The organism is Nocardioides dilutus (assembly GCF_054779555.1).
Window position 1 is genome coordinate 594,672 of the sequence record NZ_BAAGYA010000001.1, and the last position, 25,665, is coordinate 620,336.

The 25,665-nt window shown below is 73.0% G+C and carries 26 protein-coding genes and 1 pseudogene; 8 read left to right on the forward strand and 19 right to left on the reverse strand.

All coding sequences use genetic code 11. The features are described 5' to 3' along the window. Positions 1-79: 79 nt before the first annotated feature. Genes ACYVC6_RS02870 through ACYVC6_RS02880 form a run of 3 tightly spaced genes read left to right on the forward strand, consistent with a single transcriptional unit; the run spans position 80 to position 1,562 of the window. Positions 80-910 carry a hypothetical protein gene (locus tag ACYVC6_RS02870; RefSeq protein WP_460710777.1) on the forward strand — a complete coding sequence of 277 codons (831 nt, stop codon included), beginning with the start codon at positions 80-82 and terminating at the stop codon, positions 908-910. A 29-nt stretch (positions 911-939) separates the two neighbouring features. Next, complete coding sequence (locus ACYVC6_RS02875; RefSeq protein ID WP_460710779.1) at positions 940-1,182, forward strand: type II toxin-antitoxin system VapB family antitoxin; 243 nt, start codon at positions 940-942, stop codon at positions 1,180-1,182. Beyond that, positions 1,179-1,562: a type II toxin-antitoxin system VapC family toxin gene (locus ACYVC6_RS02880; RefSeq protein WP_460710781.1), complete on the forward strand. Its 384-nt coding sequence runs from the start codon at positions 1,179-1,181 to the stop codon at positions 1,560-1,562. The genes ACYVC6_RS02875 and ACYVC6_RS02880 overlap by 4 nt, the downstream gene beginning before the upstream one ends. A gap of 13 nt (positions 1,563-1,575) precedes the next feature. On the opposite strand, the gene ACYVC6_RS02885 is transcribed toward ACYVC6_RS02880, so the two are convergent. Beyond that, positions 1,576-2,076, reverse strand: coding sequence for a hypothetical protein (locus ACYVC6_RS02885; protein ID WP_460710783.1), 501 nt, complete (start codon positions 2,074-2,076; stop codon positions 1,576-1,578). A 140-nt stretch (positions 2,077-2,216) separates the two neighbouring features. Here ACYVC6_RS02885 and ACYVC6_RS02890 point away from each other — a divergent pair, with 140 nt between their 5' ends. Both ACYVC6_RS02890 and ACYVC6_RS02895 read left to right on the forward strand, forming a co-directional pair. Further along, on the forward strand, positions 2,217-2,903 hold the full coding sequence (locus ACYVC6_RS02890; protein WP_460710785.1) for a response regulator transcription factor: 687 nt from the start codon (positions 2,217-2,219) through the stop codon (positions 2,901-2,903). Between the two features lie 8 nt (positions 2,904-2,911). Next, the gene (locus ACYVC6_RS02895; RefSeq protein ID WP_460710787.1) at positions 2,912-4,234 is read left to right on the forward strand and encodes a sensor histidine kinase; all 1,323 of its coding nucleotides are present in this window, start codon (positions 2,912-2,914) and stop codon (positions 4,232-4,234) included. Positions 4,235-4,294: 60 nt separating this feature from the next. On the opposite strand, the gene ACYVC6_RS02900 is transcribed toward ACYVC6_RS02895, so the two are convergent. Then, a complete protein-coding gene (locus tag ACYVC6_RS02900; RefSeq protein WP_460710789.1) occupies positions 4,295-6,655 on the reverse strand; it encodes a sodium-translocating pyrophosphatase in 2,361 nt (786 codons plus the stop codon). A gap of 167 nt (positions 6,656-6,822) precedes the next feature. Continuing rightward, positions 6,823-7,161 (reverse strand): STAS domain-containing protein, encoded by a 339-nt coding sequence (locus tag ACYVC6_RS02905; RefSeq protein WP_460710791.1) that lies wholly within the window; start codon positions 7,159-7,161, stop codon positions 6,823-6,825. A 173-nt stretch (positions 7,162-7,334) separates the two neighbouring features. Between ACYVC6_RS02905 and ACYVC6_RS02910 the strand changes: the two genes are divergently transcribed. After that, on the forward strand, positions 7,335-7,655 hold the full coding sequence (locus tag ACYVC6_RS02910; protein ID WP_460713347.1) for a hypothetical protein: 321 nt from the start codon (positions 7,335-7,337) through the stop codon (positions 7,653-7,655). Between the two features lie 20 nt (positions 7,656-7,675). Here the strand turns inward: ACYVC6_RS02910 and ACYVC6_RS02915 are convergent. From ACYVC6_RS02915 to ssd, 7 genes and pseudogenes are all read right to left on the reverse strand, one after another. Continuing rightward, positions 7,676-8,011 (reverse strand): annotated as a pseudogene (locus ACYVC6_RS02915) (Rv3654c family TadE-like protein); the annotation flags it as partial. After that, complete coding sequence (locus ACYVC6_RS02920) at positions 8,008-8,343, reverse strand: TadE family type IV pilus minor pilin (protein ID WP_460710793.1); 336 nt, start codon at positions 8,341-8,343, stop codon at positions 8,008-8,010. The pseudogene ACYVC6_RS02915 and the gene ACYVC6_RS02920, both read right to left, overlap by 4 nt. Before the next feature lie 32 nt (positions 8,344-8,375). After that, positions 8,376-8,570, reverse strand: a complete 195-nt coding sequence (locus ACYVC6_RS02925; protein WP_460710795.1) for a DUF4244 domain-containing protein — start codon at positions 8,568-8,570, stop codon at positions 8,376-8,378. A 160-nt stretch (positions 8,571-8,730) separates the two neighbouring features. Continuing rightward, the gene (locus ACYVC6_RS02930; protein ID WP_460710797.1) at positions 8,731-9,456 is read right to left on the reverse strand and encodes a type II secretion system F family protein; all 726 of its coding nucleotides are present in this window, start codon (positions 9,454-9,456) and stop codon (positions 8,731-8,733) included. After that, a complete protein-coding gene (locus ACYVC6_RS02935; protein WP_460710799.1) occupies positions 9,453-10,238 on the reverse strand; it encodes a type II secretion system F family protein in 786 nt (261 codons plus the stop codon). Before ACYVC6_RS02935 ends, ACYVC6_RS02930 begins: the two co-directional genes overlap by 4 nt. Further along, positions 10,235-11,401: a TadA family conjugal transfer-associated ATPase gene (locus ACYVC6_RS02940; protein WP_460710801.1), complete on the reverse strand. Its 1,167-nt coding sequence runs from the start codon at positions 11,399-11,401 to the stop codon at positions 10,235-10,237. Before ACYVC6_RS02940 ends, ACYVC6_RS02935 begins: the two co-directional genes overlap by 4 nt. Next, entirely contained in the window at positions 11,398-12,441 is a 1,044-nt protein-coding gene (ssd, locus tag ACYVC6_RS02945) for a septum site-determining protein Ssd (protein WP_460710802.1), read from the reverse strand. The genes ACYVC6_RS02940 and ssd overlap by 4 nt, the downstream gene beginning before the upstream one ends. Positions 12,442-12,576: 135 nt before the next feature. Here ssd and ACYVC6_RS02950 point away from each other — a divergent pair, with 135 nt between their 5' ends. Beyond that, positions 12,577-13,401 (forward strand): HAD family hydrolase, encoded by an 825-nt coding sequence (locus ACYVC6_RS02950; RefSeq protein WP_460710803.1) that lies wholly within the window; start codon positions 12,577-12,579, stop codon positions 13,399-13,401. A gap of 373 nt (positions 13,402-13,774) precedes the next feature. Here the strand turns inward: ACYVC6_RS02950 and ACYVC6_RS02955 are convergent, their stop codons facing one another. Then, positions 13,775-14,524 carry a Fic family protein gene (locus tag ACYVC6_RS02955; RefSeq protein ID WP_460710804.1) on the reverse strand — a complete coding sequence of 250 codons (750 nt, stop codon included), beginning with the start codon at positions 14,522-14,524 and terminating at the stop codon, positions 13,775-13,777. 36 nt (positions 14,525-14,560) lie between these two features. Here ACYVC6_RS02955 and ACYVC6_RS02960 point away from each other — a divergent pair, with 36 nt between their 5' ends. After that, entirely contained in the window at positions 14,561-15,403 is an 843-nt protein-coding gene (locus tag ACYVC6_RS02960) for a class I SAM-dependent methyltransferase (RefSeq protein WP_460710805.1), read from the forward strand. A gap of 23 nt (positions 15,404-15,426) precedes the next feature. Here ACYVC6_RS02960 and ACYVC6_RS02965 read toward each other — a convergent pair whose 3' ends face one another. From ACYVC6_RS02965 to ACYVC6_RS03000, 8 genes are read right to left on the reverse strand one after another with little or no spacing between them, the layout of a single operon-like run. Next, complete coding sequence (locus tag ACYVC6_RS02965) at positions 15,427-15,843, reverse strand: globin domain-containing protein (RefSeq protein WP_460710806.1); 417 nt, start codon at positions 15,841-15,843, stop codon at positions 15,427-15,429. A gap of 39 nt (positions 15,844-15,882) precedes the next feature. Next, entirely contained in the window at positions 15,883-16,557 is a 675-nt protein-coding gene (locus tag ACYVC6_RS02970; RefSeq protein ID WP_460710807.1) for a sirohydrochlorin chelatase, read from the reverse strand. After that, entirely contained in the window at positions 16,554-17,702 is a 1,149-nt protein-coding gene (locus ACYVC6_RS02975) for a uroporphyrinogen-III synthase (RefSeq protein ID WP_460710809.1), read from the reverse strand. Before ACYVC6_RS02975 ends, ACYVC6_RS02970 begins: the two co-directional genes overlap by 4 nt. Before the next feature lie 8 nt (positions 17,703-17,710). Beyond that, positions 17,711-18,097: a nitrite reductase small subunit NirD gene (nirD, locus tag ACYVC6_RS02980; RefSeq protein WP_460710811.1), complete on the reverse strand. Its 387-nt coding sequence runs from the start codon at positions 18,095-18,097 to the stop codon at positions 17,711-17,713. Beyond that, positions 18,094-20,643, reverse strand: coding sequence for a nitrite reductase large subunit NirB (nirB, locus tag ACYVC6_RS02985; RefSeq protein WP_460710814.1), 2,550 nt, complete (start codon positions 20,641-20,643; stop codon positions 18,094-18,096). Before nirB ends, nirD begins: the two co-directional genes overlap by 4 nt. After that, positions 20,640-22,019, reverse strand: a complete 1,380-nt coding sequence (locus ACYVC6_RS02990; protein WP_460710815.1) for an FAD-dependent oxidoreductase — start codon at positions 22,017-22,019, stop codon at positions 20,640-20,642. The genes nirB and ACYVC6_RS02990 overlap by 4 nt, the downstream gene beginning before the upstream one ends. Beyond that, positions 22,016-24,061, reverse strand: a complete 2,046-nt coding sequence (locus tag ACYVC6_RS02995) for a molybdopterin oxidoreductase family protein (RefSeq protein WP_460710817.1) — start codon at positions 24,059-24,061, stop codon at positions 22,016-22,018. The genes ACYVC6_RS02990 and ACYVC6_RS02995 overlap by 4 nt, the downstream gene beginning before the upstream one ends. A 7-nt stretch (positions 24,062-24,068) precedes the next feature. Next, the gene (locus ACYVC6_RS03000) at positions 24,069-25,577 is read right to left on the reverse strand and encodes an MFS transporter (protein ID WP_460710819.1); all 1,509 of its coding nucleotides are present in this window, start codon (positions 25,575-25,577) and stop codon (positions 24,069-24,071) included. Positions 25,578-25,665 lie beyond the last annotated feature (88 nt).

Genomic DNA, 25,665 nt, shown 5'->3' on the forward strand with positions numbered 1-25,665 from the left:
ACGGTAGCGCGACCTGTCGACCGTTCCCCCCTTCAGGCCTGTGGATGAGCCCCGCGGGAGGTCACCGGACCGTGCCAGCGTGGACCCGGAAGTCGGTCGAGTCCCGGGAGGTCCCACCATGCACGGCTACGCACCCGATCCCTATCGTCACCGCGACTCCTACGGCGGTTTCGAGTCCTTCAGCCCCGATCCTGCCGAGCGGCTCCGGCTCGTGGCCTACGTCGACGGCCGGCTCGTCGAGACCTGGACCGAGCCGGTCGGGGGGAGCCCCTGGGCCGAGGTCGCCGAGCGTTTCGACCGCGAGCGCGAGCGGCCGGCGCCACCACCCGTGCCGACGTACGAGCGGGTGCTGGCCTGGCTCGACGACGTCTGCGGAGGACGCGGCGCGGTGATCGCGCTCGACCCCGCTCCACTCGAGGACTGCCCGGACCTCCCTGAGGTCGCCAGCGGACAGGCGCGGTCGCGCCTGTCCGCGGTCGCCGAGCTGCTGGACGCGGTCGCCGCGCGCCGGTTCGACGCGGAGGCCGGTGTCGCCTTTCGGGTCTGCCTGCTGAGCGTCTGGGACCGAGAGCCCGACATCGTGCTCGACGCGGTCACCGCTGCCCAGGTCGCCGGCGGCGTCGCCTGGCTCGTGGCGAAGGCCAACGGGGTGCTCGGCCCCCAGCGCCGCATCTCCGTCACCCGGCTGAAGGAGGAGCTGGCGCTCCACGCGACCCCGTCGACCTACGGCAAGGTCGTCCACCGCGCCCTGGTCGGCTACCGGGAGTTCACGTCCCAGCGGACGGGGCGGCTCTACGAGCTGCCGGACCTGCTGCCGCTCGGCCGGTCCGACCTGCTGCTCGCCTCGACCCGGCGCACCCTGTGCCGAGCCCGGGACCGGGCCCTGGAGGCTCAGCAGGCGGCGGGGTGAGTTCTACCGTGGACGGTAGAATGTCTGTCGTGCCGACACTCAACATCAAGGATCCTGAGGTGTACCGGCTGGCCCACGAGCTCGCCCGTCGTAGAGACACCTCGATGACGGGTGCCGTCCGTGACGCGCTCACCGAGGCCCTCCAGCGGACCCGGCTGACGCCGGAGGAGAAGGTCCGTCGGATGGAGGAGATCGCCCTGCGCGCGGCCGCCAAGCCTGGGCCCTACCTCACCGACGACGACCTCTACGACGACCGGGGGCTGCCCCGTTGATCGCGGACTCGTCCGCCTTGGTGGCGATCCTCAAGGCCGAACCGGACCGGGCGGAGTTCATGCTCAGCATGTCCAGGGACGTCACCAAGATCTCCGCGGCTTCAGCCTTGGAGACCGCGATCGTGGTCGGAGAGGACCGGCACGACGACTTGGATCGCCTGTTCGAGGACGCCGAGATCACCGTGGTCCCCTTCGATGCCGCGCAGGCGAGGTTCGCTCGGGCGGCTTACGCGAGGTACGGCAAGAGGTCCGGCTCGAAGGCACAGCTCAACTTCGGCGACTGCATGGCCTACGCCCTGGCCAAGGTGACCGGTGAGCCGTTGCTCTTCAAGGGCGACGACTTCACGCACACGGATGTGACCTCGGCCAGGGGCGGCTGAGCGGGCACTGAGATCAGGCAGCGCACTGCTCGCGGCGGTCCTGCACCTTCTCGGCGAAGTCCTGCACGCGCTCGCCGTACTCTCCCGCCAGCGCGTCGGCCCGGATCTCCCTGGCGTAGGCGACCTTGTCGGCGTCCGGGAGGGTCTTGAGCGTCTTCAGGTCGGCCTGCAGATCCTCGGGCAGGCGGGTGAAGAGCCGGGCCCGTCGCTCCTTGATGCGCTCGGCGGCAGCGGCGACCTTCTCGCCGTACTCCCCGGCGAGAGCGTCGGCGCGGACCTCGCGGATCGCGGCCGGCTTGTCAGCGTCCGGCAGGTCCTGGATGGCCAACAGGTCGTCGCGCAGCTCCTGGGGGAGGCGCTTCCAGATGGCGCCGCACGGCACCACCAGCTCGTCGACGGCGGTCGGGTCCGCGGCAGGCGCGGCGTAGGCGTTGGTGACCCCGACGACGGTGACGGTGGCGAGGACGGCTCCGGCGAGGGCGGCGCTGACGGTGGTGATCACGGGACGGGACATGACGTGCTCCTTCATGGATGAGTGGGATGTCGACCACGGTGGCGGCGCGCGGTGACCGCAGCGTCAGGCGGATGTTCGGGTTCGGTAAGGGCGCGTCGAGACGCCGTCCGGTGAGCTCCGCGGCCACTAGCGTGACTCGCATGACGGGCACGGAGGGCGGACGCGGTCTGGTCCTGGTCGTCGAGGACGAACCTCAGATCGCGGAGCTGCAGCGCCGCTACCTCGTCGACGAGGGCTTCGGCGTGCACGTCGAGCGGGACGGCGAGGGGGCCCTCGCCGCTGCGGCCCGGCTGAAGCCGGTCGCGGTGGTGCTCGACGTCGGTCTGCCGGGCCGGGACGGCGTCTCGGTCTGCCGGGAGCTGCGCGAGCGAGGTGACTGGACGCCGGTCCTGTTCGTCACCGCCCGCGACGACGAGGTCGACCGCGTCCTCGGCCTCGAGATCGGCGCGGACGACTACCTCACCAAGCCGTTCTCACCGCGCGAGCTGGTCGCCCGGATCAAGGCGATCCTGCGCCGCAGCGACGGCCGCCCGGGCCGGCGCAGCCTCGAGGCGGGGCCGGTCCGGGTCGACCCGGCGACCCGGAGGGTCTGGGTGGGCGAGGACGAGGTCACGCTCACCGTCACCGAGTTCAACCTGCTGGCGGCGCTGATGTCCGCCAGTGGCCGGGTCGTGGAACGGCCGGAGCTGATGGCCTCGGCGTGGGGCCAGGCCGACTACGCGGCCAGCCGCACGGTCGACGTGCACGTCGCCCAGCTGCGCGCCAAGCTCGGCGAGCACTGCCCGATCGAGACGGTCCGCGGCGTCGGCTACCGGGTCCGGAGCTGAGCAACCCGATGCGCTCCCTCTCCTCGCGGCTGCTCCTGGCGATGACGGGCGTGGCGGTGCTCGGCGCGCTGCTGGCCGGTCTGCTCACCGCGCCGCTGCTCTCCGGCGCGACCCGCGACGCCGTGCGGGAGCCGCTCGCCCAGCAGGCCGAGCTGCTGGCCAGGCTTCCCCCGGCGGTGCTCCGTTCCGAGCGGCTCGACCGGCTGACCGCGGACAGCGACGTGATCCTGGGTCTGGTGGGTCCCGACGGCAGCGCCGAGGGGGTCGCGGCCGCCCTCGCCCCGGAGGACGTGGAGGCGCTCGCCGAGGGGCGGCCGGTCTCGTCGCGGACGCGCTACGACGGCGACCTGCTCCTCCTCGAGGCCCGGCCGACCCGGGACGGCGGCGCGGTGGTCGTCGCCAAGGACCTCCGGCTGGCCGACGCGGTCGGTGCCCGGCTGGTGCGCCGGGTCGTCCTGGCGATCGGGCTCGGACTGGTGGTCGCCGTCCTGGCGGCCACGGTGCTCGCCCGCCGGCTGTCCCGGCCGCTGGCCGAGACCGCCACCGCGGCCCGGCGGCTCGCCGCGGGCGAGCGCGGCGTACCCGTGCCGGCGTCGACCACCCTCGAGGTCGCCGAGGTGGCCACCGCGCTCGGCGGTCTGGACGCCGCCCTGGCCACCAGCGAGGGCAGGCAGCGCGAGTTCCTGCGGTCGGTCTCGCACGAGCTGCGGACCCCGCTGACCACCATCCGGGGGTACGCCGAGGGGCTGGCCGACGGCGTCGTCGGCCCGGACGAGGCGGCCTCGGTCGGCCGGACCATGGTCGCCGAGACGCAGCGGCTGGAGCGCTACGTCGCCGATCTCCTCGCGCTCTCGCGCCTCGAGGCCGACGACTTCGTCCTCTCGCCCGGTGAGGTCGACGTCGCCGAGGTGGTCGAGCAGGCGGCCGTCGCCTGGCGCGACCGTGCCGAACGGGCCGGGGTCACTGTCGAGACCGTCACGACTCCCTGTGTCGTGGTGACCGACGGCGCCCGCCTGCGCCAGGTCCTCGACGTGCTCGTGGACAACGCGGTGCGGGTGTGCGCCGGGGGCGACCGGGTCGTCCTGCGGGCCGGGCCCGACGACGCGGGCGTGCGGGTCGAGGTCAGCGACTCGGGCCCTGGCCTCACGGCGCAGGAGGCCGCGGTCGCGTTCGCGCCGGGCGTCCTGCACGAGCGCCACCCGGACCGGGCGGGTGGCGCCGGCCTCGGGCTGGCGATCGCTCACCGGCTGGTCCAGCGGCTCGGCGGCCGGATCGACGTGGATACCGCGCCGGAGGGCGGAGCGACGTTCGTCGTCCTGCTCCCTCGATGACCCCGAAATGACACCGACCCGCCCGAACAGGTCGGGCGGGTCGGCGTGTGGAGCCTGTGGCTAGACGGCCGGTTCGGTCGTCGGAGCCGGTGTCGCCGGTGATGCGGGCGTGTCCTCGTCGTCGCCGAGGACCGTCGAGCGCCGCTTGGAGATGATCACGGCGGCGGCGATGCCGGAGGCGGCGGCCAGCGCGATGATGATGCGCAGGACGTCGTTCTCGCCCTCGCCGTAGGACATGTCCACGATCGCCGCCACGATGAGCAGCGAGACCAGGTTCATGACCTTGAGCAGCGGGTTGATGGCCGGGCCGGCGGTGTCCTTGAACGGGTCACCGACGGTGTCGCCGATGATCGTCGCCTCGTGGGCCGACGAGCCCTTGCCGCCGTGGTGGCCGTCCTCGACCAGCTTCTTGGCGTTGTCCCAGGCACCACCGGAGTTGGCCAGGAACACCGCCATCAGGGTGCCGGTCACGATCGCGCCGGCCAGGAAGCCGGCCAGCGGACCGACCCCGAGGCCGAAGCCGACGGCCACGGGAGCCAGGATCGCGAGGATCCCGGGGGTCGCCAGCTCGCGCAGCGAGTCCTTGGTGACGATGTCGACGACCTTGCCGTACTCCGGACGACCCGTGCCCTCCATGATCCCGGGGATCTCTCGGAACTGGCGGCGGACCTCGAAGACCACCGCGCCGGCCGCCCGGCCGACCGCGTTGATCGCCAGGCCGGAGAACAGGAACACCACGGCCGCGCCGAGGAGCGCGCCCACGAGCAGCTTGGCGTCGAAGACCAGGAAGCCGAGCGCGAACGCGCTGCCCTCCTCGCCGGTCACGCCGCTGGCCTCGGCCAGCGCCTCGACCCCGTCCTGGGTGTAGGACGCGAACAGCGCGCTCGCCGCCAGCACCGCGGTCGCGATCGCGATGCCCTTGGTGATCGCCTTGGTCGTGTTGCCGACCGCGTCGAGCTCGGTCAGGATCTGCGCGCCCTCCGGGCTGACGTCGCCCGACATCTCGGCGATGCCCTGCGCGTTGTCGGAGACCGGGCCGAAGGTGTCCATCGCCACGATCACGCCGACGGTGGTCAGCAGGCCACAGCCCGCCAGTGCCACCGCGAAGAGCGCCGCCGAGCCACCGAGCAGGGCGGCGCCGAACACAGCCGCGCCGATCACGATGGCGGTGTAGACCGCCGACTCGAAGCCGACCGCGAGGCCGGAGAGGATGACCGTCGCCGGGCCGGTGCGCGAGGTCGCGCCCACGTCCTTGACCGGCTTGTAGTCGGTGCCGGTGAAGTAGCCGGTCAGCGCCAGGATGGCGGCGGCCAGCACGATGCCGATGACGACCGCTCCGGCCGCCAGGACCCGCGGGCTGGTCGGGGGCTCCTCACCGAGGCTGAACACGCCGCCGAAGCCGCCGGCACCCTTGAGCTTGCTCCATTCACCAGGCAGGTAGACGAACGCGAGGATCGCGCTGCCGATGGCACCGACCGCGGCGGAGAGGTAGAACGCGCGGTTGATCGTGACCAGGCCGTTCTCGCCCGCCCGCGGCTTCATGAGGAAGACGCCGGCCACGGCACTCAGGGCGCCGATCGCGGGGACGAGCAACGGGAAGACCAGGCCCTTCTCGCCGAACGCCTGCGAACCGAGGATCAGCGCGGCCACCAGGGTGACGGCGTAGGACTCGAACAGGTCCGCGGCCATGCCGGCGCAGTCACCCACGTTGTCGCCGACGTTGTCGGCGATAGTGGCGGCGTTGCGCGGGTCGTCCTCCGGGATGTTGTTCTCGACCTTGCCCACCAGGTCGGCGCCGACGTCGGCGGCCTTGGTGAAGATCCCGCCGCCGACACGCATGAACATGGCGAGCAGGGCGGCGCCGAAGCCGAAGCCTTCGAGCACCTTGGGGGCCTGGTCCTGGAAGGCGAGCACCACGACGCTGGCGCCGAGGAGGCCCAGGCCGACAGTGAGCATGCCGACGGTTGCCCCGGTGCGGAAACCGATGTTCATCGCCGGGTCGCGGCCCTGGGTGTTGGCTGCGGCGGCCACCCGGAGGTTGGCGCGCACCGCGAGCGACATGCCGAGGTATCCCACGGATGCCGAGAACCCGGCGCCGACGAGGAAGAACACGGAACGGAAGATCCGGACCGCGGCGTCGTCGGCGGGGAGCGCGAGCAGCGCGAAGAACGCGATGGCCGCGAAGATCGCCAGGGTGCGGAACTGGCGCTGCAGATAGGCGTCCGCACCCTCCTGCACCGCCAGGGCGATGTTCTTCATGTTGTCGGTACCCTCGTCGGCCGACAGGACCTCCTGGCGGAACATCGCACCCATCGCCAGCGCGCCGAGCGCGATCAGGGCGACGACGACGACGAGGACCAGGTTGGTGCCTTCGAGCTCGATGGCGAGGGGAGTGGCGAGAGCGGGAATGATCCCGGCCATGCGGTTGCCTCCATGCAGATCAGGGATGAGCTGAGAACGCCGCGCCGGCTGTCCACCTGCGCAGAAGGGCCGACAGGGCACGGAACGAGCCGGAGTCTACGCATGGGAAACCGGGTCACCGAACCCGGTGTGACCTGTCGCACGGGGCCGCCGACCGGCCGGTGGCCTCAGCGGGCGGCGAGCGCTCCGTCGGCGGAGTCGTGGATGACGAAGACCTTGGCGAGCCCGGTGATCCGGAAGATCTTGAGGAGCCGGTCCTGGGTGCAGATGAGCTCCAGCGCACCGTCGTGGGCGCGGACCTTCTTGAGCCCGCCGACGAGGACGCCGAGACCCGTCGAGTCGAGGAACTCCACCGACTCCATGTCGATGATGATGTTGAAGACACCGTCAGCGACGAGCTCGGTGATCTTGTCGCGCAGCTTGGGAGCCGTGTAGACGTCGATCTCGCCACCGACCGCGACGATGGTGGTGCCGTCGACCTCTCGGGTCGAAAGAGTCAGATCCACGTGTGCTCCCTGTCCGAGCCGCGGGGTGGTCACCTGTGAACCCCTCCTGCGCCGACCCCAATGTAATCACGCTGGCAAGGCGTCCGTGAAAGGTTGGCGCAGGCGTCTCGGTCCCGAGGATCCGCGCGCTCCGGTTGCTGCCCGCCGGCGCAGTGCAGCGGTACTGTCCCCCCATGCTGCTGCTCGGACTGATCCTGATCGCGCTCGGGGCCCTGGCCATCGTCGCCGCGGTCTTCACCGTCGAGATCGTCGGCGGTGACATCGAGCTGGTCGGCGTCGAGGTTTCGCCGCTCGGCCTCTTCATCGTCGGGGTCGCCGCAGGCGTGGCGGTCTTGTGGGGGTTCTCCATCTTCAAGTGGGGCACCAAGCGTGGGCTGGCCCGCCGCCGCGAGCAGAAGAAGCTCAACGAGCTGTCCGAGAAGCTGGACCGTGCTGACGCCGAGCGCCGCCACGACATCAGCGACCACGCCGACGAGGATCGCCCGACGATCTGAGTCTCCGCGGGCCCGGCACGCGCCCGGCCCGTCAGGTCGTGTGGCTGGCCGAGCCAGCGTGGCCCAGGCACCGACACCTCGACGGTCACCTCGCGCCCGGCCACCGAGCAGCTGACCAGCCGCGCGTGGTTGTCGGCGGCCAGTCCGGCTGCGGCCAGGCACGGGTCGGTGCCCTCGGCGACGGCACCCGCCCCGGCCAGCGCCGCGAGGTCCGCCGCGGACTGAGCCGCGCGGTGGGCGACCACCATGGCGGCGACGACCGCCAACGCGCTGCCGACGAGGAGCAGCACGGCCAGGAACGACATCGCCAGCACCGTCGCGGCGCCGTGCTCGCCCCTGGACCGGCGCGGGCTCACGGCGTCTCCTGCTCGTCGGCCGCGACGGCCTCGGCGCGGACGGTCGGTGTCGGCAGGCGGGAGAACAGGCCGCCGGGGCCGGTCACCTCGTCGCTGACCGTCACCCGTACTTCGCCGCCGGTGCGCACCACCGTGAAGGTGCTGCCGGGTGGGGCCACCTGCCTTCCTCGCGCGAGCGCGGCGGCCTGCTCGTCGCCCCGGGCCAGAGCCCGGGCGGTCTCGCGGGCCGCGTCGACGGTGCGCACCTGGGCGCTGCCGACGGCCAGCAGCCAGACCAGTCCGACTGTCACCGCCACCAGCATCGGCAGGACGAGCGCCAGCTCGGCCGTCACGGCCCCCCGCTCGTCCTGCCGTCCTGGTCGGGTCATCCGATGCCCAGGAGCCCCAAGACGTGGTCGAACAGCGTCTTGAGCAGCCGGTCGCCGAAGCCTCCGGTGAGCAGCTGGTAGAGCAGCCCGGCCAGGCCGGCGCCGGCGGCGGTGCCGACGGCGTACTCCGCCGTGGTGATGCCGTCGTCACTGCGGCCCGGAGCGCAAGGGGTGGGCGTGGTGTGGTGCATGCGAGTCCTCCTTGTCGGGTGGCCGCGTCGCGGCCGGCTGCAGCGACTCTGCGCGAGGCCCGCCCCGCTCGAGGCCGGGTCGGCGGCCACCTGTGGAGCAGCGCTGTCACAGGTGCGCTGGGGAGGGTTGGTGGTCAGGGGCCCAGATCACAGGCCCAGATCACAGGCCCAGGGTGTCGAGCATCCCGGCGGCGACCGGCACGATGCCCAGCAGGACGAACGCCGGCAGCAGGCACAGCCCCAGGGGGAGCGCGGCCTTGACGCCAACCGCGCGGGCGCGGTCCTCGACCTCGCCCCGCACGTCCTCGGCCAGGGCCTCGGCCAGGCGGGCCACGGCACCGACGATGGGGGCGCCCGTCGCCTCGGCACGGGACAGGACCCGGCCGAGCGGCGCCAGAGCGGGGTCGGCGGCCAGGCTCGCCCACACGGTTTGCGGTTCGACGCCGAGCCGCAGCCGCGGGACGACGGGTGCCAGCCGGTCGCTCGCGGGCCCGGGCAGAGCCCGGGTGACCAGGGCCAGCGCGTCGGTAGGCGACTGGCCGGCCCGCAGTGCGTCGGCAAGCAGTCCGACCAGGTGGGGCAGGTCTCGTCGTGCCCTCTCGCGCGCCCGTCGCACCGAAGGTGGCTCGGCCCGACCGATGACCACCCAGACCGCGAGCGTGGCGACCAGCCCGCCCGGCCAGGCCAGCGACCCGGAGAGGAACGTCGCCGCCGCGCCCCCGGCGAGCAGTGCCCACAAGGGGCGCCATCGCCTCATCCAGCCCTCGCCGGCGGGTGCCTCGACATCGCGGCCGCCCTGTGCCGGCGCCCACCTGGGCGGCGCCGGAGGCATTGTGATGGCTGCCGCGAGCCCCAGGCACACCGCCACCACCGCACTGCCGTTCATGGCCCGTCGGCCCCGTCGAGGACGCTGCGCGCGATCGCCTCGATCCACCACAGACCGACCACCCCGAAGGCCACCCCGAGCACCAAGCAGCCCCACCCCAGTGGGGTGCCGAGCAGGAACCCGAGCGGGTCGCCGCCGGCACCGGACCCCATCGCCCAGGCCAGCAGCGGCAGACCGCCGACCAGCCTGGCCGTGGCCCGGGCCGAGGCCAGCTCGCCCTCGACCACGCGACGTGTGCGTCGGGTCGCGACCAGGTCACCGGCGACCCGTTCCACGGCCGACGCGAGTCCCTGGCCCGTGCGGTGAGCCACCTGCCAGGCGGCCGCGAGGAGCCGCAGGTCGGCAGCGCCCGGGAGGGAAGCTGCCTGCCGTAGGGCGTCTGGGACGTCGGCGCCGACCCGGTGGGCCTCGGCCACCGGGGCCAACGGCGACCAGCTCAGGGCCACCTGGTCGAGGGCAGCGCCGGACGGCCGGCCGGCCGCGAGCTCGGCGGCGAGGTGCTCGCACGCCTCGCGCACCCGCTCCGCGACGAGCCACTCCTCATGACGTCGGCGTCGTCGTCGCCACAGTGACCAGCCCGACCAGCAGGCGGCGGCCGCGACGAGCGTGGGCACCAGCCGGTCGGGCCCGGCGACCAGCCCGGCCGCAGTCACTGCCGCCGCCACGAGCAGCCAGCCCGGCCACGCACGACCGTCGGCACCGCTCGGACGCGGTGGCGTCAGCAGCAGCGCGACGGCGGCCACCGAGGCGAGGACGGCCCCCAGCCCGGAGACGCTGCTCACCGGCCACTGCCGTCCAGCAGCCTTTGGAGCCGCGCCACCGCCGGACCCTCCCGGAGCCCGCCGTCGGAGGACACGGTCACGGCGGGCGTCATGGTGACGAACCCGGCCGTGTCCCTGGTCGGCAACGCGACCTCGGCGAGCCGGCGTAGGCCGTCGCGGCCGCGGCGGAGGTGGACGACCGCCGCGACCCCGGAGGCGAGCTGGCTGTGCACCGCGAGCCGGTCGAGGCCGGCGGCCAGGGCCAGCGCCTCCACCCTGGCGGGGACGTCGCCGGCCGAGTTGGCGTGCACCGTGCCGCAGCCGCCGTCGTGCCCGGTGTTGAGCGCCGCCAGCAGGTCGACCACCTCGCCGCCCCGGACCTCGCCGACGACCAGCCGGTCCGGTCTCATCCGGAGTGCCTGGCGCACCAGCGTGCGGAGCTCGATCGCCCCGGCCCCCTCGACGTTGGCGGTGCGCGCCTCGAGCCCGACCACGTGCGGGTGGTCGGGGCGCAGCTCGGCGGCGTCCTCGACCAGCACGACCCGCTCCGCGGGGTCGACCAGCGACAGCAGCGAGGAGAGCAGCGTGGTCTTGCCCGAGCCCGTGCCCCCGCTGACCAGGAAGGCGACGCGGGAGGCCACCAGCCCACGGAGCAGCTCGGCTCCGGCGCGGGACACGGTGCCGGCGTCGATGAGCTCGTCGAGGCTGAAGACCCGGGCCCGGGGGACCCGGAGCGAGATCAACGTGCCGGGCCGGGAGACCGGGGCGAGCACCGCGTGCAGCCGGGTGCCGTCGGGCAGGCGGACGTCGACGTGTGGGGTCGCGTCGTCCAGCCGGCGACCCCCCAGGGAAGCGAGGCGCTGGGCCAGCCGGCGGACCGCCTCGTCGTCGGGGAACCGGACCGGGACGCCCTCGAGACCGGCGCCGCGGTCGACGTAGACCTGACCAGGCCCGTTGACGAGCACGTCGGTGACCCCGTCCTGCCGGAGCAGGGGCTCCAGCGGGCCCGCGCCCACCACGTCGTGCCGGAGGGACTCGTAGACGGTGAGGACGGTCGCGTCTCCGACCGGCCGGCCGGTCTCGCGCAGGGCCTCGGCCACCCGGTGGGGCGTCAGCTCCCCAGGCGTCCTCGCGAGGCGCTCCCGGACCACTTCCACCAGGGCTGTGCCCGATCGGTCGATCACGGGCGCACCGCCGCCAGCACCCGGGACGCCGCCCGGGCGAGTGGCCCACCACGCGAGCGCACCGGGCCGAGGCCGAGGTCGACGGACTCGACGACCCGTCGTTGGTCGGCCATCTCCGCCAACAGCGGCAGCCCGGTGACCCGGGCGACGTCGTCGGGATCCAGGCCCCGTCCGCGCACGACGACGCCCCACTGTCCGCGCTGCTCGAACCGGGCCACGGTGCTCGTCGTGGAAGCCGCCCCGCAGACGGTGGGCGCCACCACGAGCACGACCAGGTCGCATCGCGAGGCCACCTCGGCCACCATCGGGTCGGCGCTGCGGGGCAGGTCGACTGCGACCAGGTCGTGTCCGCGCCGAGCGGCGGAAAGGCACTCGCGCAGGACGCCGGGCTCCAGGGGTGCCGAGCGCCCGGCCGGCCAGGACAGGGCGCTCAGCCGGTCGCGCCCCGGCAGTGCCTCCCGGAGGGCGCGGGCGCCCAGCCGCCCGGTCGTGGTCTCGAGGTCGGGCCAGCGCACCCCCTCGGTCGCGTCGAGGCCGAGCACCCGGTCGACCCCTGGGCCGAGGGGGTCGGTGTCGACGACGAGTGCGGTGCCGGACCGAGAGGCGACCTGGGCGAGGGCGCAGGCGAACGTCGTGGCCCCGGCGCCACCCGAGCCGCCGAGCACCCCGACGAGGCGGCCCGGAGCCAGCCCGTCGTCTCCGGCGTCGATGAGCCGTTGGGTCAGCCACTCGGCGTCGACCGGCAGGCTGAGGACCCGCTCCGCTCCCAGCGCGAGCGCCGTCCGGTAGGTCGTGTCAGTGTCGCCGTGCTCGGGGGGCGTGGCGGTGACGACGTGCACGTCCGGGCGCCGAGGTGGCCCCAAGGACTGCAGCTCCGCAGCGGCGTCGAGGCCGACGAGGACCAGCGGGGCGAGGACCCAGCCCTGCAGCGCGGCGATCCCGGGCGGCTCCACGTGGGGGGTGACCCCCGCGGCCGCCGTGAGGCGGATGAGCTCCTCGAGGAGAGGTGAGTCGCGCGAGACGACCAGAGGAGGGCGCATGACGCGACCCTGCCCGGGGCCGCGACCGCCGGGTCCCGACGACACGTCACCTGTGGACAACGTGCTTCACACCGGGCTTGTGCGCGCGAGCCGGATCTCCCGCGGCACAGCCGGGTGCCCACCTACGATGAAGGCATGGCCGCGGCGGTGACATCCTCGCGGCCTCCTGGACGCACCGCGGCCTTCTTCGACCTCGACAAGACGATCATCGCCAAGTCGAGCACGATGGCGTTCAGCAAGCCGTTCCAGGCGGGCGGCCTCATCTCCCGGCGCGCGGTGCTGCGCTCGACGTACGCCCAGTTCGTCTACGTGCTCGGCGGTGCCGACCACGACCAGATGGAGAAGATGCGCGCGTTCATGTCGACCCTGGTCGCCGGGTGGGACGTGGCCACGGTGCGCGAGATCGTCGCCGACACCCTCCAGACCGTCGTCGACCCGCTGGTCTACGACGAGGCGGTCGGGTTGATCGAGGAGCACAAGGCCGCCGGCCGGGACGTCGTCATCGTCTCCACCAGCGGCACCGAGGTGGTCGAGCCGATCGGCGCCATGCTGGGGGCGGACATCGTGGTCGCCTCGCGGCTGGAGGTGGTCGACGGCAAGTACACCGGTCAGATCGAGTACTACGCCTACGCCGAGGAGAAGGCCCGCGCGATCGTCGAGCTGGCCGAGCTGCGCGGCTACGACCTCGACGAGTGCTACGCCTACAGCGACTCCGTGACGGATGTCCCGATGCTCGAGGTGGTCGGGCACGCGCACGTCGTCAACCCGGACAAGGAGCTCCGCCGGGTGGCGGTGGCGAAAGGGTGGCCGGTCCTGGTCTTCACCAAGCCGGTCGCGCTGCGCAGCCGGGTCTCGCTGCCGCCGGCGAAACACACCATTGCGGTCCTGGCGGTGAGCGGGGTGCTGGCGGCTGGCGGGGTGCTCTGGGCGAACGCGCGGAAGAAGCGGCTGGGCGTCTGAGCTCCCGCTCGGACGGTTCACGAGCTCACATCGCGTGACGTTCGGAGGCTCGGCTGCACGCTCGTCGCTGCGCTCCTCAAATGCAGGTGGCACCCGAGTTCTCCAGGACCTCGAGTGCCACCGCTGACACGTGAGCCGATCGGCTACCAGGCGTGCAACATCTAACTACTGCCCCGGACAGGTTCCGGTGTGGCAAGCGCCCTCTTCGAGAGGGTAGATCGCCGCGTGGGTACCCGGCTCGCGTGTTGTCTGTGTAGTTGTCTGTCCTCATGTCTACGCCTCTTCGGGCGCGCAGACAAGGCCTTGAAATCGAGCCCCGAAGGGAGGATCTTGGGGCGTGGGTGCGGCCTTCCTGGGCCGCACTCGCCATGTGTCAGGCGTCCGCGAGCGGGCTCGCCTCGGCCCCGGCGGCGTAGGCCTCGGCGGCGTAGAGCAGCCACGCGTGGACCCCTGCGGGACCGCCGTCGCGGTAGGCGCCGAGGTTGGACTCGTACGCCGCGCGGTTGGCCAGGTGGCCCAGCTCCGGCACCACCAGCGACTTCTCGTCCACGCCGCGGGAGACCAGCACCAGGCGCTCGACGGCGCGGGCGAGGACCCCGTTGTGGGACCCGAAGGGCGCTGCGGCCAGGAGCTCGGCGTGGGCCACGGCGGCCACGAGCATCGCCGGTGTGTCGGCACTCGCGGCGAGGACGTCGGCCACGCCGTGCAGCCTGGCCGCCGACTCCGCGTCGCGCGGCCGGCCGAGCCGGTCGTCGGGCAGGGACCGGGCCGCGACCACGGTGTGCAGGCGCGCCAGCACCTGCAGCGGCGAGCGGGACAGCGTCGGTCCCCACGACAGCAGCTCGGTGGAGAGCCGGACCGCGTCCTGGGAGACCTCGTCGCCCGCCCCGGCCCGGACCTCGTCGAGGGACGACGCCGAGCCCTCGAGCACTGCGCTGGCGTGGGCGCCACGAAGCAGCGACTCCGCGGTCATCTCCGGCGCCGTGCGCCGCAGGCCCCGGTCGCGCAGCAGCGCGTCGATCCCGTCGCGGGCCGCGGCGAACGCCGACGGGACACCCTCGAGGTTCGCCAGTGACTTCAGCGACTCCTGCGAGCTCGGCGAGGACGCGGCGGGCGAGGTCACGGCCGGAACGCTACCCACCGGGTAATTTCGGCGGTGATGAGCCACGACGCCCCCGACTACGCCCACTCCTTCGGAGCGGTGGCCGACGCCTACGACCGCGGCCGGCCGACCTACCCCCGTCAGGCGGCCGCCTGGCTGACCGCTGACGCCCCGGTGTCGGTGCTCGAGCTCGGCGCCGGCACCGGCAAGCTCACCGACCAGCTGGTCGCCCTCGGTCACGACGTGCACGCCACGGACCCGGACGCGGCGATGCTGGCCAGGCTCTCCGAGCGCCTGCCGAAGGTGCGCACCTCACAGGCGTCCGCGGAGGAGATCCCGGCCGGCGACCGCTCCTACGACGTCGTGGTCTGCGCGCAGGCGTTCCACTGGTTCGACCTCGACAAGGCGCTGCCCGAGATCGCCCGGGTGCTCAAGCCCGGGGGCCGGCTGTCGATGGTCTGGAACGAGCGCGACGAGCGGGTGCCGTGGGTACGCAGGCTCGGCGCGATCATCGGCACCCAGGAGCAGCTCCGTGACCCGTCCGGTGCGTTGGAGGGCACCGGCCTGTTCGGCGAGCTCGAGCACGCGGTGTTCCGTTTCCGCCAGCAGGTCGACCAGCACTCGATCAAGGACCTCGTGCTCTCCCGCTCCAACATCGCGACCCTTCCTCCTGACCAGCGCGAGGCCAAGATCGCCGAGGTGCTCGCTCTCTACGGCGAATACGGCCGCGGCATGGACGGCATGCAGCTGCCCTACGGCGCACACTGCTACCGGACCCGGGTGCTGGACCGGCCGGCGTCCTACACCGGGACCTCCGAGACCAGCACTGTCGAGGCCGAGCCGGCCGCCCAGACCTCGGACGGCGCCGACACCGACATGCTGCTCATCGACTTCCGCTGAGCCGGCTGAGCAAGCCCCAGGGGTCAGCTCGCCTCGGCCCGGAAGGCAGGGTCGCCGGCCAGCATCAGCCCGGCCACGGCGGTCAGCGCCTCGGTCCACGCCGCGGTCATGTCCGGCGTCCAGTCGTCGCCGGCGAGCTCGGCCATGGCGGCGAGCATGCACTCGGCCACCGCGGCGTACATCGGCTCGGTGACGCCCCACTCCGCGTGCTTGGCGCCCAACGAGCCCAGCGTGCTCGCCAGCCACGGCTCGTCGTCGAGGTGGTCGAGCACCGCGAGCACGGCGGTGCGGAGCATCGCTGCCTGCGGCCCGAGGTCCGCGCCGAAGAGCGGGCGGACGTCCGGATAGCGCTCGAAGAGGATGTCGTAGAAGCGACGGGTCAACCCGTCCTCGGGTGCGTCGGCGAGCATCAGGCTCTCGGTCAGCAGGTCGGTGTCCATGGAGGAACGTTGCCGCCGGCCTGTTTCACCTCGTTGCGCTCAGGCGACCGCGCCTGGTGAAACCTCCCTCACAGCCTCACGGAACCTCTGTACCACCAGCTCCACCGCGCGGCGGTGGGCACCGATGACCCCGGCGACGACGCGGGCCCCGGCGCACTGCTCGCGGAGTCGCTCGGCGAAGTGGCCCTCGGCCAGCAGGTAGGGCGACACCGCGCACTCGGGGGTGACCAGGTCGGCGGGGCGCTCACCGGGTCCGCCCAGGGTCGCGACAGCGACCGGCCCACCCCACCGCTGGGCGAGGAGGCGGCCGGCCTGGTCGAGGTCACGCGCGGCGAGCGGGTCGCGCGACCCTGCCGCGACCAGGACGACCGGCTGGCCGGGCACTGCTCCCGCCACGAGGAGGCGCTCGGCCTGGGCCTGCGCCAGCAGGGGATGAGGCCCCAGCGCCGGCCCGAGCACCACCGGCCCGGCAGCGCCCGCCACGGACGCGGGCAGGTCGTGCCGGACGTGGTGGCCGGTGGACAACAGCAACGGGACCACGACCGTGGGCTCTGCCGACGAGGCCAGCACCGACTCGAGCGAGGGCTCGCACAGCTCGACGTACGCCGCCGTGGCGGGCAGGCCGAGCTCCACGCCGGCCGCGGCGGTGAGGTCCGCCGCGACCCGGTTGCCGGCGGCCAGCCGGGTCCCGTGGGCGACGGTGACCAGCCTCATGACGGCGACCCCGGCGTCGACCCGGGCACCGAGCCGGGCAGCGAGACCGCCAGCCGGTAGCCGCGCTTGACCACGGTCTGCACGCAGCGGGTGCCGATCGAGGCCCGCAGCCGGGCCACCGCCATCTCCACCGCGTGCTCGGAGCCCGCCGTCCCCGAGGGAAGCGCGGCCAGCAGCTCGCGACGGGAGACGACGTGCCCCGGGTTGACCATCAGGCTCTGCAGGACGGCGAACGGCGCGGGGGAGAGCTTGGTCTCGACGCCGTCCAGCAGGACCGTCTCGCCATGGACGAGCAACCGGTGACCGGCCACCTCCAGCGTGGTGCCCGCGGTCCGCGACGGCAGCTCGGTCTCCAGCTGTTTGACCATGGCACCCAGCCGCGAACGGTCCGGGAAGATCGTGGGCACGCCCCACATCTCGAACGCCGCGGCGGTGACCGGGCCGACGCAGGCGGCCAGCACGTCGGCCTGGAAGGCGCCGATCACGTCGTCGCGGCGACCCGTCGAGCCGGCCGCCTCCATCATCGCGGCAACCGCTGGCGCGGACGTGAAGGTGACCGCCTGGAGAGCGCGGTCCGCGACCAGGTCGACCATCCGGAACATCGGCTCGGGGTCCTCGGCCGAGGCGACCCGGTAGACGGTGACCGTGGTGACGTCGGCTCCCTGCCGGCGTAGGGCGTGGGCGTCCATCGAGAGGGACTGGCCGTGCTCCTGCACCACGATCCGCAGGCCGTCGAGTGACCGGCCCCGCAGGTGGGCGAGCACGTCGTCGAAACACTCGGAGTCCGGGGCCCACAGCTCGCGCAGCCCGCGTCGGCGGAGGGCGCCGACGCTCTTGGGGCCGCGGGCCAGGATCTCGGCCCGCTCGAGCGACGCGAGGAGGTCCGGCAGCAGTCCCCACGCCTCGGCGGCGTCGAACCACGCCCGCATGCCGATGCCGGTCGTCGCGAGGAACAGGTCGACCGGCCGGGCCAGCACGTCGAGCGTCGCGTCCCGCAGGGAGGCGTCGTCGACCTGGTTGGGCGCTATGGACAGCGCTGGGGCCCAGACCACGTCCGCCCCGCGGCGCTCCAGGAGGCCGACCTGCTCGTCGACCTTCCGGGCGGCGGTGACGCCGATCCGGTAGCCGGTGAGCGGCAGGCTCACTGTGTCTCCTAGGTCTGCGGGAACTCCTGGGCGGGGCCGACGAGCACGCAGCCGTCGAGCACCCGCACGTCGTACGTCGGGATCCGGACGTCCGCGTCGTCGAGGCACTGGCCGGTGCGCAGGTCGAAAGCCTGCTTGTGCATCGGTGAGGCCACGAACGGCACGTCGCCCTCCGCCGTGGAGCGGGAGCCGACGATGCCGCGCGAAAGCACCGAGGCGTTGGAGAAAGGGTCGTAGTTGCTGATTGCGTAGACGTTTCCGTCGTGTGTCCTCAGGATGGCCACGGCCTCGCCGTCGACGAGACCTGCGACACCTCCCTCGACGTCGATGTCGTCGACGCGGCACACCTCGGTGTAGGTCGACGTGTCCACCCCGGTGCTCGTCATCGGGGTCATCGGGGCGCCCCCACGGGGATCGTCGCGCCCAGCGACACCGGGCCCGCGGAGTCGGCGGGCGCGATCTGGTCACGCTCGTCGCGGAAGGTGATGTGCGGGTCGGGCACACCCGGGGCGTTGACGAACGAGACGAACCGGCGCAGCTTGTCGGGGTCCTCCAGGGTCGCGGCCCACTCGTCGCGGTAGCCCTCCACGTGCCGGGCCATCGCCGCCTCGAGCTCGCTGCCGAGCCCGAGCGCGTCGTCGACGACGACCTCCCGGACCCGGTCGAGGCCGCCCTCCAGCGAGTCGACCCAGGGGGCCGTGCGCTGCAGCCGGTCGGCCGTGCGGATGTAGTACATGAGGAACCGGTCCAGGTAGCGGACCAGCGTCTCGGTGTCGAGGTCGCCCGCCAGCAGCCGCGCGTGCACCGGTGTCGCACCGCCGTTGCCGCCGACGTAGAGGTTCCAGCCCTTCTCGGTCGCGATGACCCCGAAGTCCTTGCCCCGGGCCTCGGCGCACTCGCGGGCGCAGCCGCTGACTCCGCCCTTGAGCTTGTGCGGCGAGCGCAGCCCCCGGTAGCGCAGCTCGAGGTCGATCGCGAGCTGGACGGAGTCCTGCACGCCGTATCGGCACCACGTGGAGCCGACGCAGGACTTCACGGTGCGCAGTGCCTTGCCGTAGGCGTGGCCGGACTCGAAGCCCGCGTCCACCAGCCGCCGCCAGATCGCCGGCAGCTCCTCCACCCGGGCGCCGAACAGGTCGATCCGCTGGCCGCCGGTGATCTTGGTGTAGAGCCCGAAGTCGCGGGCGACCTCGCCGATGGCGATGAGCTTCTCCGGTGTGATCTCGCCGCCGGGGATGCGCGGGACCACGGAGTAGGAGCCGTTGCGCTGGATGTTGGCGAGGAAGGCGTCGTTGGTGTCCTGCAGCACGCGGGTCGGGCCCTCCAGGACGTGCCCGCCGACCAGCGAGGCCAGGATGGAGGCGACCGCCGGCTTGCAGATGTCGCACCCGCGACCCCGGCCGTGGCCCTCGACGACCTGGTCGAAGGACCGGTAGCCGTGGACCGCGACGACGTCGAAGAGCTCCTGACGGGTCATCGGGAAGTGCTCGCAGAGGCTGCGGTCGACGACCTTGCCGACCGACTCGAAGTACTCCTCGACGATCTTCTTGACGACCGGCTTGCAGGAGCCGCAGGTGGACCCTGCGCGGGTGCAGGCGGTGACGCACGACGGACTGTCGCAGGTGCCGCCCTCGGCCACCGCCTCGGTGATCTCGGCCTTGGTCACGTCGTTGCACGAGCAGACCTGGGCCTCGTCGGGGAGGCCGAGCTCCACGCCACCGCGACCGAGGGGGAGGATCAGCTCCTCGGGGTTGTCCGGCAGCGGGATGCCGCTGGAGACCATCGGCCGCAGCACGCCGTACGCCGTCGCGTCGCCGACCAGCACGCCGCCGAGCAGCCGCCCGCCGTCCTCGCTGACCACGAGCTTCTTGTAGACCCCGGCGACGGCGTCGGCGAAGACGAGCTCGAGGGCGCCCTCGGTCTTGGCGAACGCGTCGCCGAACGAGGCCACGTCGACGCCGAGCAGCTTGAGCTTGGTGGACATGTCCGCGCCGGTGAAGCTCCCCGGGCCGCCGAGCAGGGCGTCGACGACGACCTCGGCCATGGCGTAGCCCGGCGCGACCAGGCCGTACATCATCCCGCCGGGGGCGGCGCACTCACCGATCGCCCAGACGTGCGGGTCGGAGGTGCGGCACTGCTCGTCGACCAGGACGCCGCCGCGCTCGGCCAGGTCCAGCCCGGCCCTCCGGGCGAGGGCGTCGCGGGGCCGGATGCCCGCCGAGAAGACGACGACCTCGGCCGGGATCGGCTCGGCGTCCTTGAGGCCGAGGCCAGCGGCCCGCCCGTCGCGCTCGATCACCTCGGTGGTCGTCGCGCCGGTGTGCACACTCAGCCCGAGACCCTCGATGTGGCGGCGCAGCGTGGCCCCGCCGGCGTCGTCCACCTGGACCGCCATCAGCCGCGGGGCCATCTCGACGACGTGCGTCTCCAGGCCGAGCTGGGCCAGGGCGTTGGCGGCCTCGAGCCCGAGCAGGCCGCCACCGATGACCGCGCCGACCGTGGCCCCGGCCGCTGCCTCCCGGATCGCCTCCAGGTCCTCGATGGTCCGGTAGACGAAGCACCCCGGCAGCTCGTGACCGGGGACCGGCGGCACGAACGGCGCGGCGCCGGTCGCGAGCACGAGCTCGTCGTACTCGACCACCCGGCCGTCCTCCAGGAGCACCGTCTGCGTCTCGGTGTCGAACCCCTCGACGGCGGTGCCGACGACGAGCTCGACGCGCGGGTCGTCGTACTCCCCCTCGGGCAGCAGCGAGAGCGCGTCGGCGCCGACCTCGAAGAACGAGGTGAGAGCCACCCGGTCGTAGGCCGGTCGCGGCTCCTCACCGATGACGACGACGTCGTGGGTCTCGGTGAGGCCGCGCTCGATGGCGGCCTGCACGAAGCGGTGGCCGACCATGCCGTGGCCGACGACGACGAGGCGGCGGCGGAACTGGGGGCTCATGCTCTGGTTCCTTCCAGGGTGGGGGTGGTGCGTTGGGCTAGGAGCTGGCGAACGGTGTCGGTGCAGCCGCCGCAGCCGGTGGTGGCCCGGGTGGTCTCCCGCACCTCGGCGAGGGAGGCGCATGCCCTGATGGCCCCGGCGGAGACGCCGGCGCAGGCGCAGACCTCGGCGTCGGCGCCGAGCACGTGCGGCAGTGGCGGGCGGTCGGGCATCAGCAGGTCGCCCGGCTCGGCGGGGCCGAGGACCGTGCGCCGGTCGAAGTGCTGGGTGATCAGCCCGATCCGGGACAGGTCGCCGACCAGGGTCGCGGCCACGACGACCCCGTCGCGGACCACCAGCCGGCGGTGCGACCCGACCACTGGGTTGGACACCTCGACGACCTGGCCCTCGGCCTCCAGCGGGTCACCGAGGACGGCGACGTCGAGGCCGGTGGCCCGCAGCCGGGCCACGGTCCGGCTGCCGTCGTACGTCGCCTCCTCGCCGGCGAGCACCCTGGCCAGGACCCCGGCCTGCTCCCAGGCAGGCGGCACGAACCCGGTGACCCGGCCGCCGTGCTGGGCGCAGTCGCCGATCGCGTGGATCCGTGGGTCGCTGGTGGTGAGGCGGTCGTCCACGACGATGCCGCGGCGCACCTCGAGGCCGGCGCGCCGGGCCAGCGCGGTCGAGGGCCGGCCGCCGGCGGTGAGCACCACCAGGTCGACATCGTCCAGCTCGTAGCCGTTGTCGAGGCTCAATCGTCGGCTGGGCCCCTCGTCGGTGAGCCGGGTGGCGCGGGCGCCGGTGTAGACGTTGGTGCCGAGCCGCTTGAGGTCCCGGGCCAGGATCGCGCCCGCCTTGCCCTCGACCTGGCTGCGCAGCAGGTGGTCGCCACCCTCGACGACCTCGGTCTCCAGGCCGCGGACGCCGAGCGCCCGGGCGACCTGGAGGCCCAGCAGGCCGCCGCCCACCACGACCGCCCGCCGGGCGTCCGGCACCGCGGCGTCGAGGCGCAGGCAGTCGTCGAGGCTGCGGAACGCGTGGACCCGGTCGTCGAGCCGGCCGTCGACCCGGACGATGCCGCGGATGGGCGGCAGGGTCGGGATGCTGCCGGTGGCCAGCACCAGCGCGTCGTAGGGCAGGCGCGACCGGTCGGCGAGCTCGACCTCGCACTCGTCGCGGTGGATCTCGACAACCCGGGCGTCGAGCCGGAGGTCGACGTGGTCCGCGAGCCGCAGCGCGAGGCTGGAGGCGTCGTGGGTGCCCTCGAGGACGGCGGAGAGCAGGATCCGGTTGTAGGGCGGGTGGGCCTCGTCGCCCAGCAGCGTGACCTCGTGGCCGGAGAGCCCGTCGGCGAGGCGCGCCGCGGCCATGCCGGCGCCGACGATGACGATCCTCATGCGCGCACCCGCGCTGCACACACCTTGAACTCCGGCATCCGGCTGGACGGGTCGAGGGCGTCGTTGGTCAGCCGGTTGGCGCCGACCCAGTGGAACGGCACGAAGACGGTGTCGGGGCGGATCGTCGAGACGACCCGGGCCGGGGCCTTGAGCTCACCGCGCCGGGTGGCCACGACGACGAGCTCGCCGTCACGGGCACCGACGCGGTCGGCCAGCATCGGGTGCAGCTCGACGAAGGGACCGGTGTCGGGCAGGTCGCGGACCCGCCGGGTCTGGGCGCCGGACTGGTACTGCGCGAGGACCCGGCCGGTGGTGAGGTGGACGGGGAAGTCGTCGTCGGTCGGCTCGGCCGGACCGCGGTGGTCGACAGCGACGAACCGGGCGAGGCCGTCGGGATGGGCGAACCGGCCGGCGAACAGCCGGGGCGTCCCCGGGTGCTCGGGGTCGGGACACGGCCAGAACACGCCGTGCTCGGACCGGATCCGGTCGTAGGTGATGCCGGCGTAGTCGGCGCGGCCGCCGGACGACGCCCGGGCCAGCTCGGCGAAGACCTCCTCGGGGTCGGCCGCGAACGGCACCGGCGAGCCGAGACGCTCGGCGAGCGCGGCGATCACGTCGAGGTCCGAGAGGACACCGGGCGGCGGCTCGACAGCCTGCTGCCGCAGGATCACCCGGCCCTCGAGGTTGGTCATGGTGCCGGTCTCCTCGGCCCACTGGGTCACCGGCAGCACCACGTCGGCCATCGCCGCGGTCTCCGACATCACCAGGTCGGCGACGACGAGCAGGTCGAGCGAGGCCAGCCGCTCGGTCACGTGGGTCGCGTTGGGGGCGGAGACAACGATGTTGCTGCCGAACACCAGCAGGCCCCGGGGGCCGTCCGCGGTGCCGAGCGAGTCCAGCAGCTCGTACGCCGAGCGGCCCGGACCGGGCAGCGACTCGGGCGTCACGCCCCACACGGCCGCGACGTGCGCCCGGGCGGCCGGGTCGTCGATCATCCGGTAGCCCGGCAGCTGGTCGGCCTTCTGGCCGTGCTCGCGGCCGCCCTGCCCGTTGCCCTGGCCGGTGAGGCAGCCGTAGCCGGAGAAGGGGCGCCCGCACATGCCCAGGGCGAGCGCCACGTTGATCCAGCCGAGGACGGTGGCGGTGCCCTGGGCGTGCTGCTCGGCTCCGCGGGCGGTCAGCACCATGACCCGCCCGGCGCCGGCGAGCAGGTCCGCGAGCTCGCGGAGCTCGGAGGCGGGGACGCCGCTGACCCGCTCGACCCGCTCAGGCCACCACGCGGCCGCCCCGCGCCGGACCTCCTCGAAGCCGGTGGTCCGGGCCGCGACGTAGTCCTCGTCGACCGCGCCGCCGGCGTCGAGCAGGTGGAGGACGCCGAGGGCCAGGGGCAGGTCGGCGCCGGGAACGGGTTGCAGGAACAGGTCGGCGCGCTCGGCGGTCGGCGTACGCCGCGGGTCGATGACGACGATGCGGCCGCCGCGCTCGCGCAGCCGGTCGAGGTGGCGGCCTGCGGGCGGCATCGTCTCGACGAGGTTGGAGCCGACGAGGACCAGGACGTCGGTCTCCTCGACGTCGGCCAACGGGAACGGGAGCCCCCGGTCGACCCCGAAGGCCTGGTTGCCCGCGGAGGCCGCCGACGACATGCACCAGCGGCCGTTGTAGTCGATCTGGCTGGTGCCCAGCGCGACCCGGGCGAGCTTGCCGAGCTGGTAGGCCTTCTCGTTGGTGAGGCCGCCCCCGCCGAAGACCGCCACCGCGTCGGGACCCGAGTCCGCCTGGATCCCGGCGATGCCGGCCGCGACCAGGTCGAGCGCCTCGTCCCAGCTCGCCGTCCGCAGCTCACCCGTGGACCGGTCGCGCACGAGCGGCGAGGTGAGCCGCTCGCGGTGGCCGCGGAGGGACGCGGCGGTCCACCCCTTGCGGCACAGCGCGCCCTCGTTGACGGGGAACTCCGCCCACGGCCGAACCTCGAGCGTGCGGTTCGCACGCTCGAGGCTCATGCCGCACTGCAGGGAGCAGTAGGGACAGTGGGTGTCGGTCACAGGGAGGTCAGATCCCGACTCCGGCGTAGCTGAGGTGGGCCCTGGCCGGGTGCGGGTTGCGGAGGTAGACGAACCAGGTCACCGCGGCGCACACCATGTAGAAGGCGGTGAAGATCATGAACGCGGTCTTTGTCGCCTCCATCGGGGCAGTGACCCACGGGGAGCTGAACGTGATCGGGATCAGGAAGCCGCCGAGCGCGCCGACCGCGCCGATGATGCCGATGGCGGCGGAGGCCCGCTTGGTGGCGTTCAGCATGGCCGCTTCGCGCTCGGGGCTGCCGGCCTCGCCGACCCGCTCCGCCTCGGTCTTGAAGATCGCCGGGATCATCTTGTACGTCGATCCGTTGCCGATGCCGGTGAAGGCGAAGACCAGCAGGAAGAATCCGAGGAACAGCGGGAACCAGGACTTGTTGTCCTCGGCGATCGCGACGTCGGCCGTCGGGTTCGGCGTGAGCTGCATGAGCGTCCACAGCACGGCGGCGGTGAAGGTGATCAGGCCGGCGAACGCGACGAGAGTGACCTTCGCGCCGCCGAACTTGTCCGACAGCCAGCCGCCCAGAGGGCGGGTGACCGAGCCGACGAGGGCGCCGAGGAACGCGAAGTACGCGAAGTAGATGCCGGTGCCGAGTGGTGCCGGGTCCGGCACCCAGAAGTTCAGCTTGATCAGCAGTGGCATCGCCGCGGAGTAGCCGATGAAGGAGCCGAAGGTGCCGATGTAGAGGAACGCCATCACCAGGGTCTGCTTGTTCTTCAGCACGCTCAGCTGTGCCTTGGTGTCGGTCTTGGCGGTGCCGAGGTTGTCCATGAAGAAGTAGGCCGCCAGCGTGGCCACGACGGCGAGTCCGGCGTAGACCCAGGCCGCCCGCTCGAGGTTGATACCGCCCTCGGATGCCTTGACCAGGCCGAAGATGCCGGCGCCGCCCACGAGCAGCGGCAGGGCGAACTGGATGATCGAGACGCCGATGTTGCCACCGGCGGCGTTGAGGCCGAGGGCGGCGCCCTTCTTGGACGTCGGGTAGAAGAAGTTGATGTTCGCCATCGAGCTGGAGAAGTTGCCGCCGCCGAAGCCCGCAGTCGCGGCGATCAGACAGAACGCCCAATACGGCGTGCTCGGGTTCGTCACGGCGTAGGCGAACAGGAGCGTCGGCACCAGCAGCAGCGCGGCGCTGACCATCGTCCAGTTGCGGCCGCCGACCTTGCCGACCATGAGCGTGTAGGGGACCCGCAACAAGGAGCCGACCAGGTTGGGGATGGCGACCAGGAAGAACAGCTGTTGCGGCGTGAAGGTGAAGCCCTGCGCGAGCAGGAAGGCCGAGCTGACGCTCCAGATCAGCCATACCGAGAAGCCGAGGTGCTCGGAGAAGATCGACCAGATCAGGTTGCGTCGAGCGATGCTCTTGCCGGTCGTCTCCCAGAACTCGGGTTCCTCGGGGCGCCAGTCGTCGATCCAGCGCCCGGTGCGGCGGTGGGGTGCGGTCGGCGCACCGCTCTCAGTGTGGTTGTCGGTCAGGGTCATCGGGTCTCCTGCGTTGATCGGGTGGTCCGATCGTGGGTTTCCGATGTGACGGGGCCGTCGGCTCGTCGTCTCCGAACCGTCAACTTGT

What these genes read in the sequence shown, in the direction of transcription:
- ACYVC6_RS02885 (WP_460710783.1), bottom strand. Translation starts at nt 2,076, where the DNA reads ATGTCCCGTCCCGTGATCACCACCGTCAGCGCCGCCCTCGCCGGAGCC.
- ACYVC6_RS02890 (WP_460710785.1), top strand. Translation starts at nt 2,217, where the DNA reads ATGACGGGCACGGAGGGCGGACGCGGTCTGGTCCTGGTCGTCGAGGAC.
- ACYVC6_RS02895 (WP_460710787.1), top strand. Translation starts at nt 2,912, where the DNA reads ATGCGCTCCCTCTCCTCGCGGCTGCTCCTGGCGATGACGGGCGTGGCG.
- ACYVC6_RS02900 (WP_460710789.1), bottom strand. Translation starts at nt 6,655, where the DNA reads ATGGCCGGGATCATTCCCGCTCTCGCCACTCCCCTCGCCATCGAGCTC.
- ACYVC6_RS02910 (WP_460713347.1), top strand. Translation starts at nt 7,335, where the DNA reads ATGCTGCTGCTCGGACTGATCCTGATCGCGCTCGGGGCCCTGGCCATC.
- ACYVC6_RS02925 (WP_460710795.1), bottom strand. Translation starts at nt 8,570, where the DNA reads ATGCACCACACCACGCCCACCCCTTGCGCTCCGGGCCGCAGTGACGAC.
- ACYVC6_RS02930 (WP_460710797.1), bottom strand. Translation starts at nt 9,456, where the DNA reads ATGAACGGCAGTGCGGTGGTGGCGGTGTGCCTGGGGCTCGCGGCAGCC.
- ssd (WP_460710802.1), bottom strand. Translation starts at nt 12,441, where the DNA reads ATGCGCCCTCCTCTGGTCGTCTCGCGCGACTCACCTCTCCTCGAGGAG.
- ACYVC6_RS02950 (WP_460710803.1), top strand. Translation starts at nt 12,577, where the DNA reads ATGGCCGCGGCGGTGACATCCTCGCGGCCTCCTGGACGCACCGCGGCC.
- ACYVC6_RS02960 (WP_460710805.1), top strand. Translation starts at nt 14,561, where the DNA reads ATGAGCCACGACGCCCCCGACTACGCCCACTCCTTCGGAGCGGTGGCC.
- ACYVC6_RS02965 (WP_460710806.1), bottom strand. Translation starts at nt 15,843, where the DNA reads ATGGACACCGACCTGCTGACCGAGAGCCTGATGCTCGCCGACGCACCC.
- ACYVC6_RS02970 (WP_460710807.1), bottom strand. Translation starts at nt 16,557, where the DNA reads ATGAGGCTGGTCACCGTCGCCCACGGGACCCGGCTGGCCGCCGGCAAC.
- nirD (WP_460710811.1), bottom strand. Translation starts at nt 18,097, where the DNA reads ATGACCCCGATGACGAGCACCGGGGTGGACACGTCGACCTACACCGAG.
- nirB (WP_460710814.1), bottom strand. Translation starts at nt 20,643, where the DNA reads ATGAGCCCCCAGTTCCGCCGCCGCCTCGTCGTCGTCGGCCACGGCATG.
- ACYVC6_RS02990 (WP_460710815.1), bottom strand. Translation starts at nt 22,019, where the DNA reads ATGAGGATCGTCATCGTCGGCGCCGGCATGGCCGCGGCGCGCCTCGCC.
- ACYVC6_RS03000 (WP_460710819.1), bottom strand. Translation starts at nt 25,577, where the DNA reads ATGACCCTGACCGACAACCACACTGAGAGCGGTGCGCCGACCGCACCC.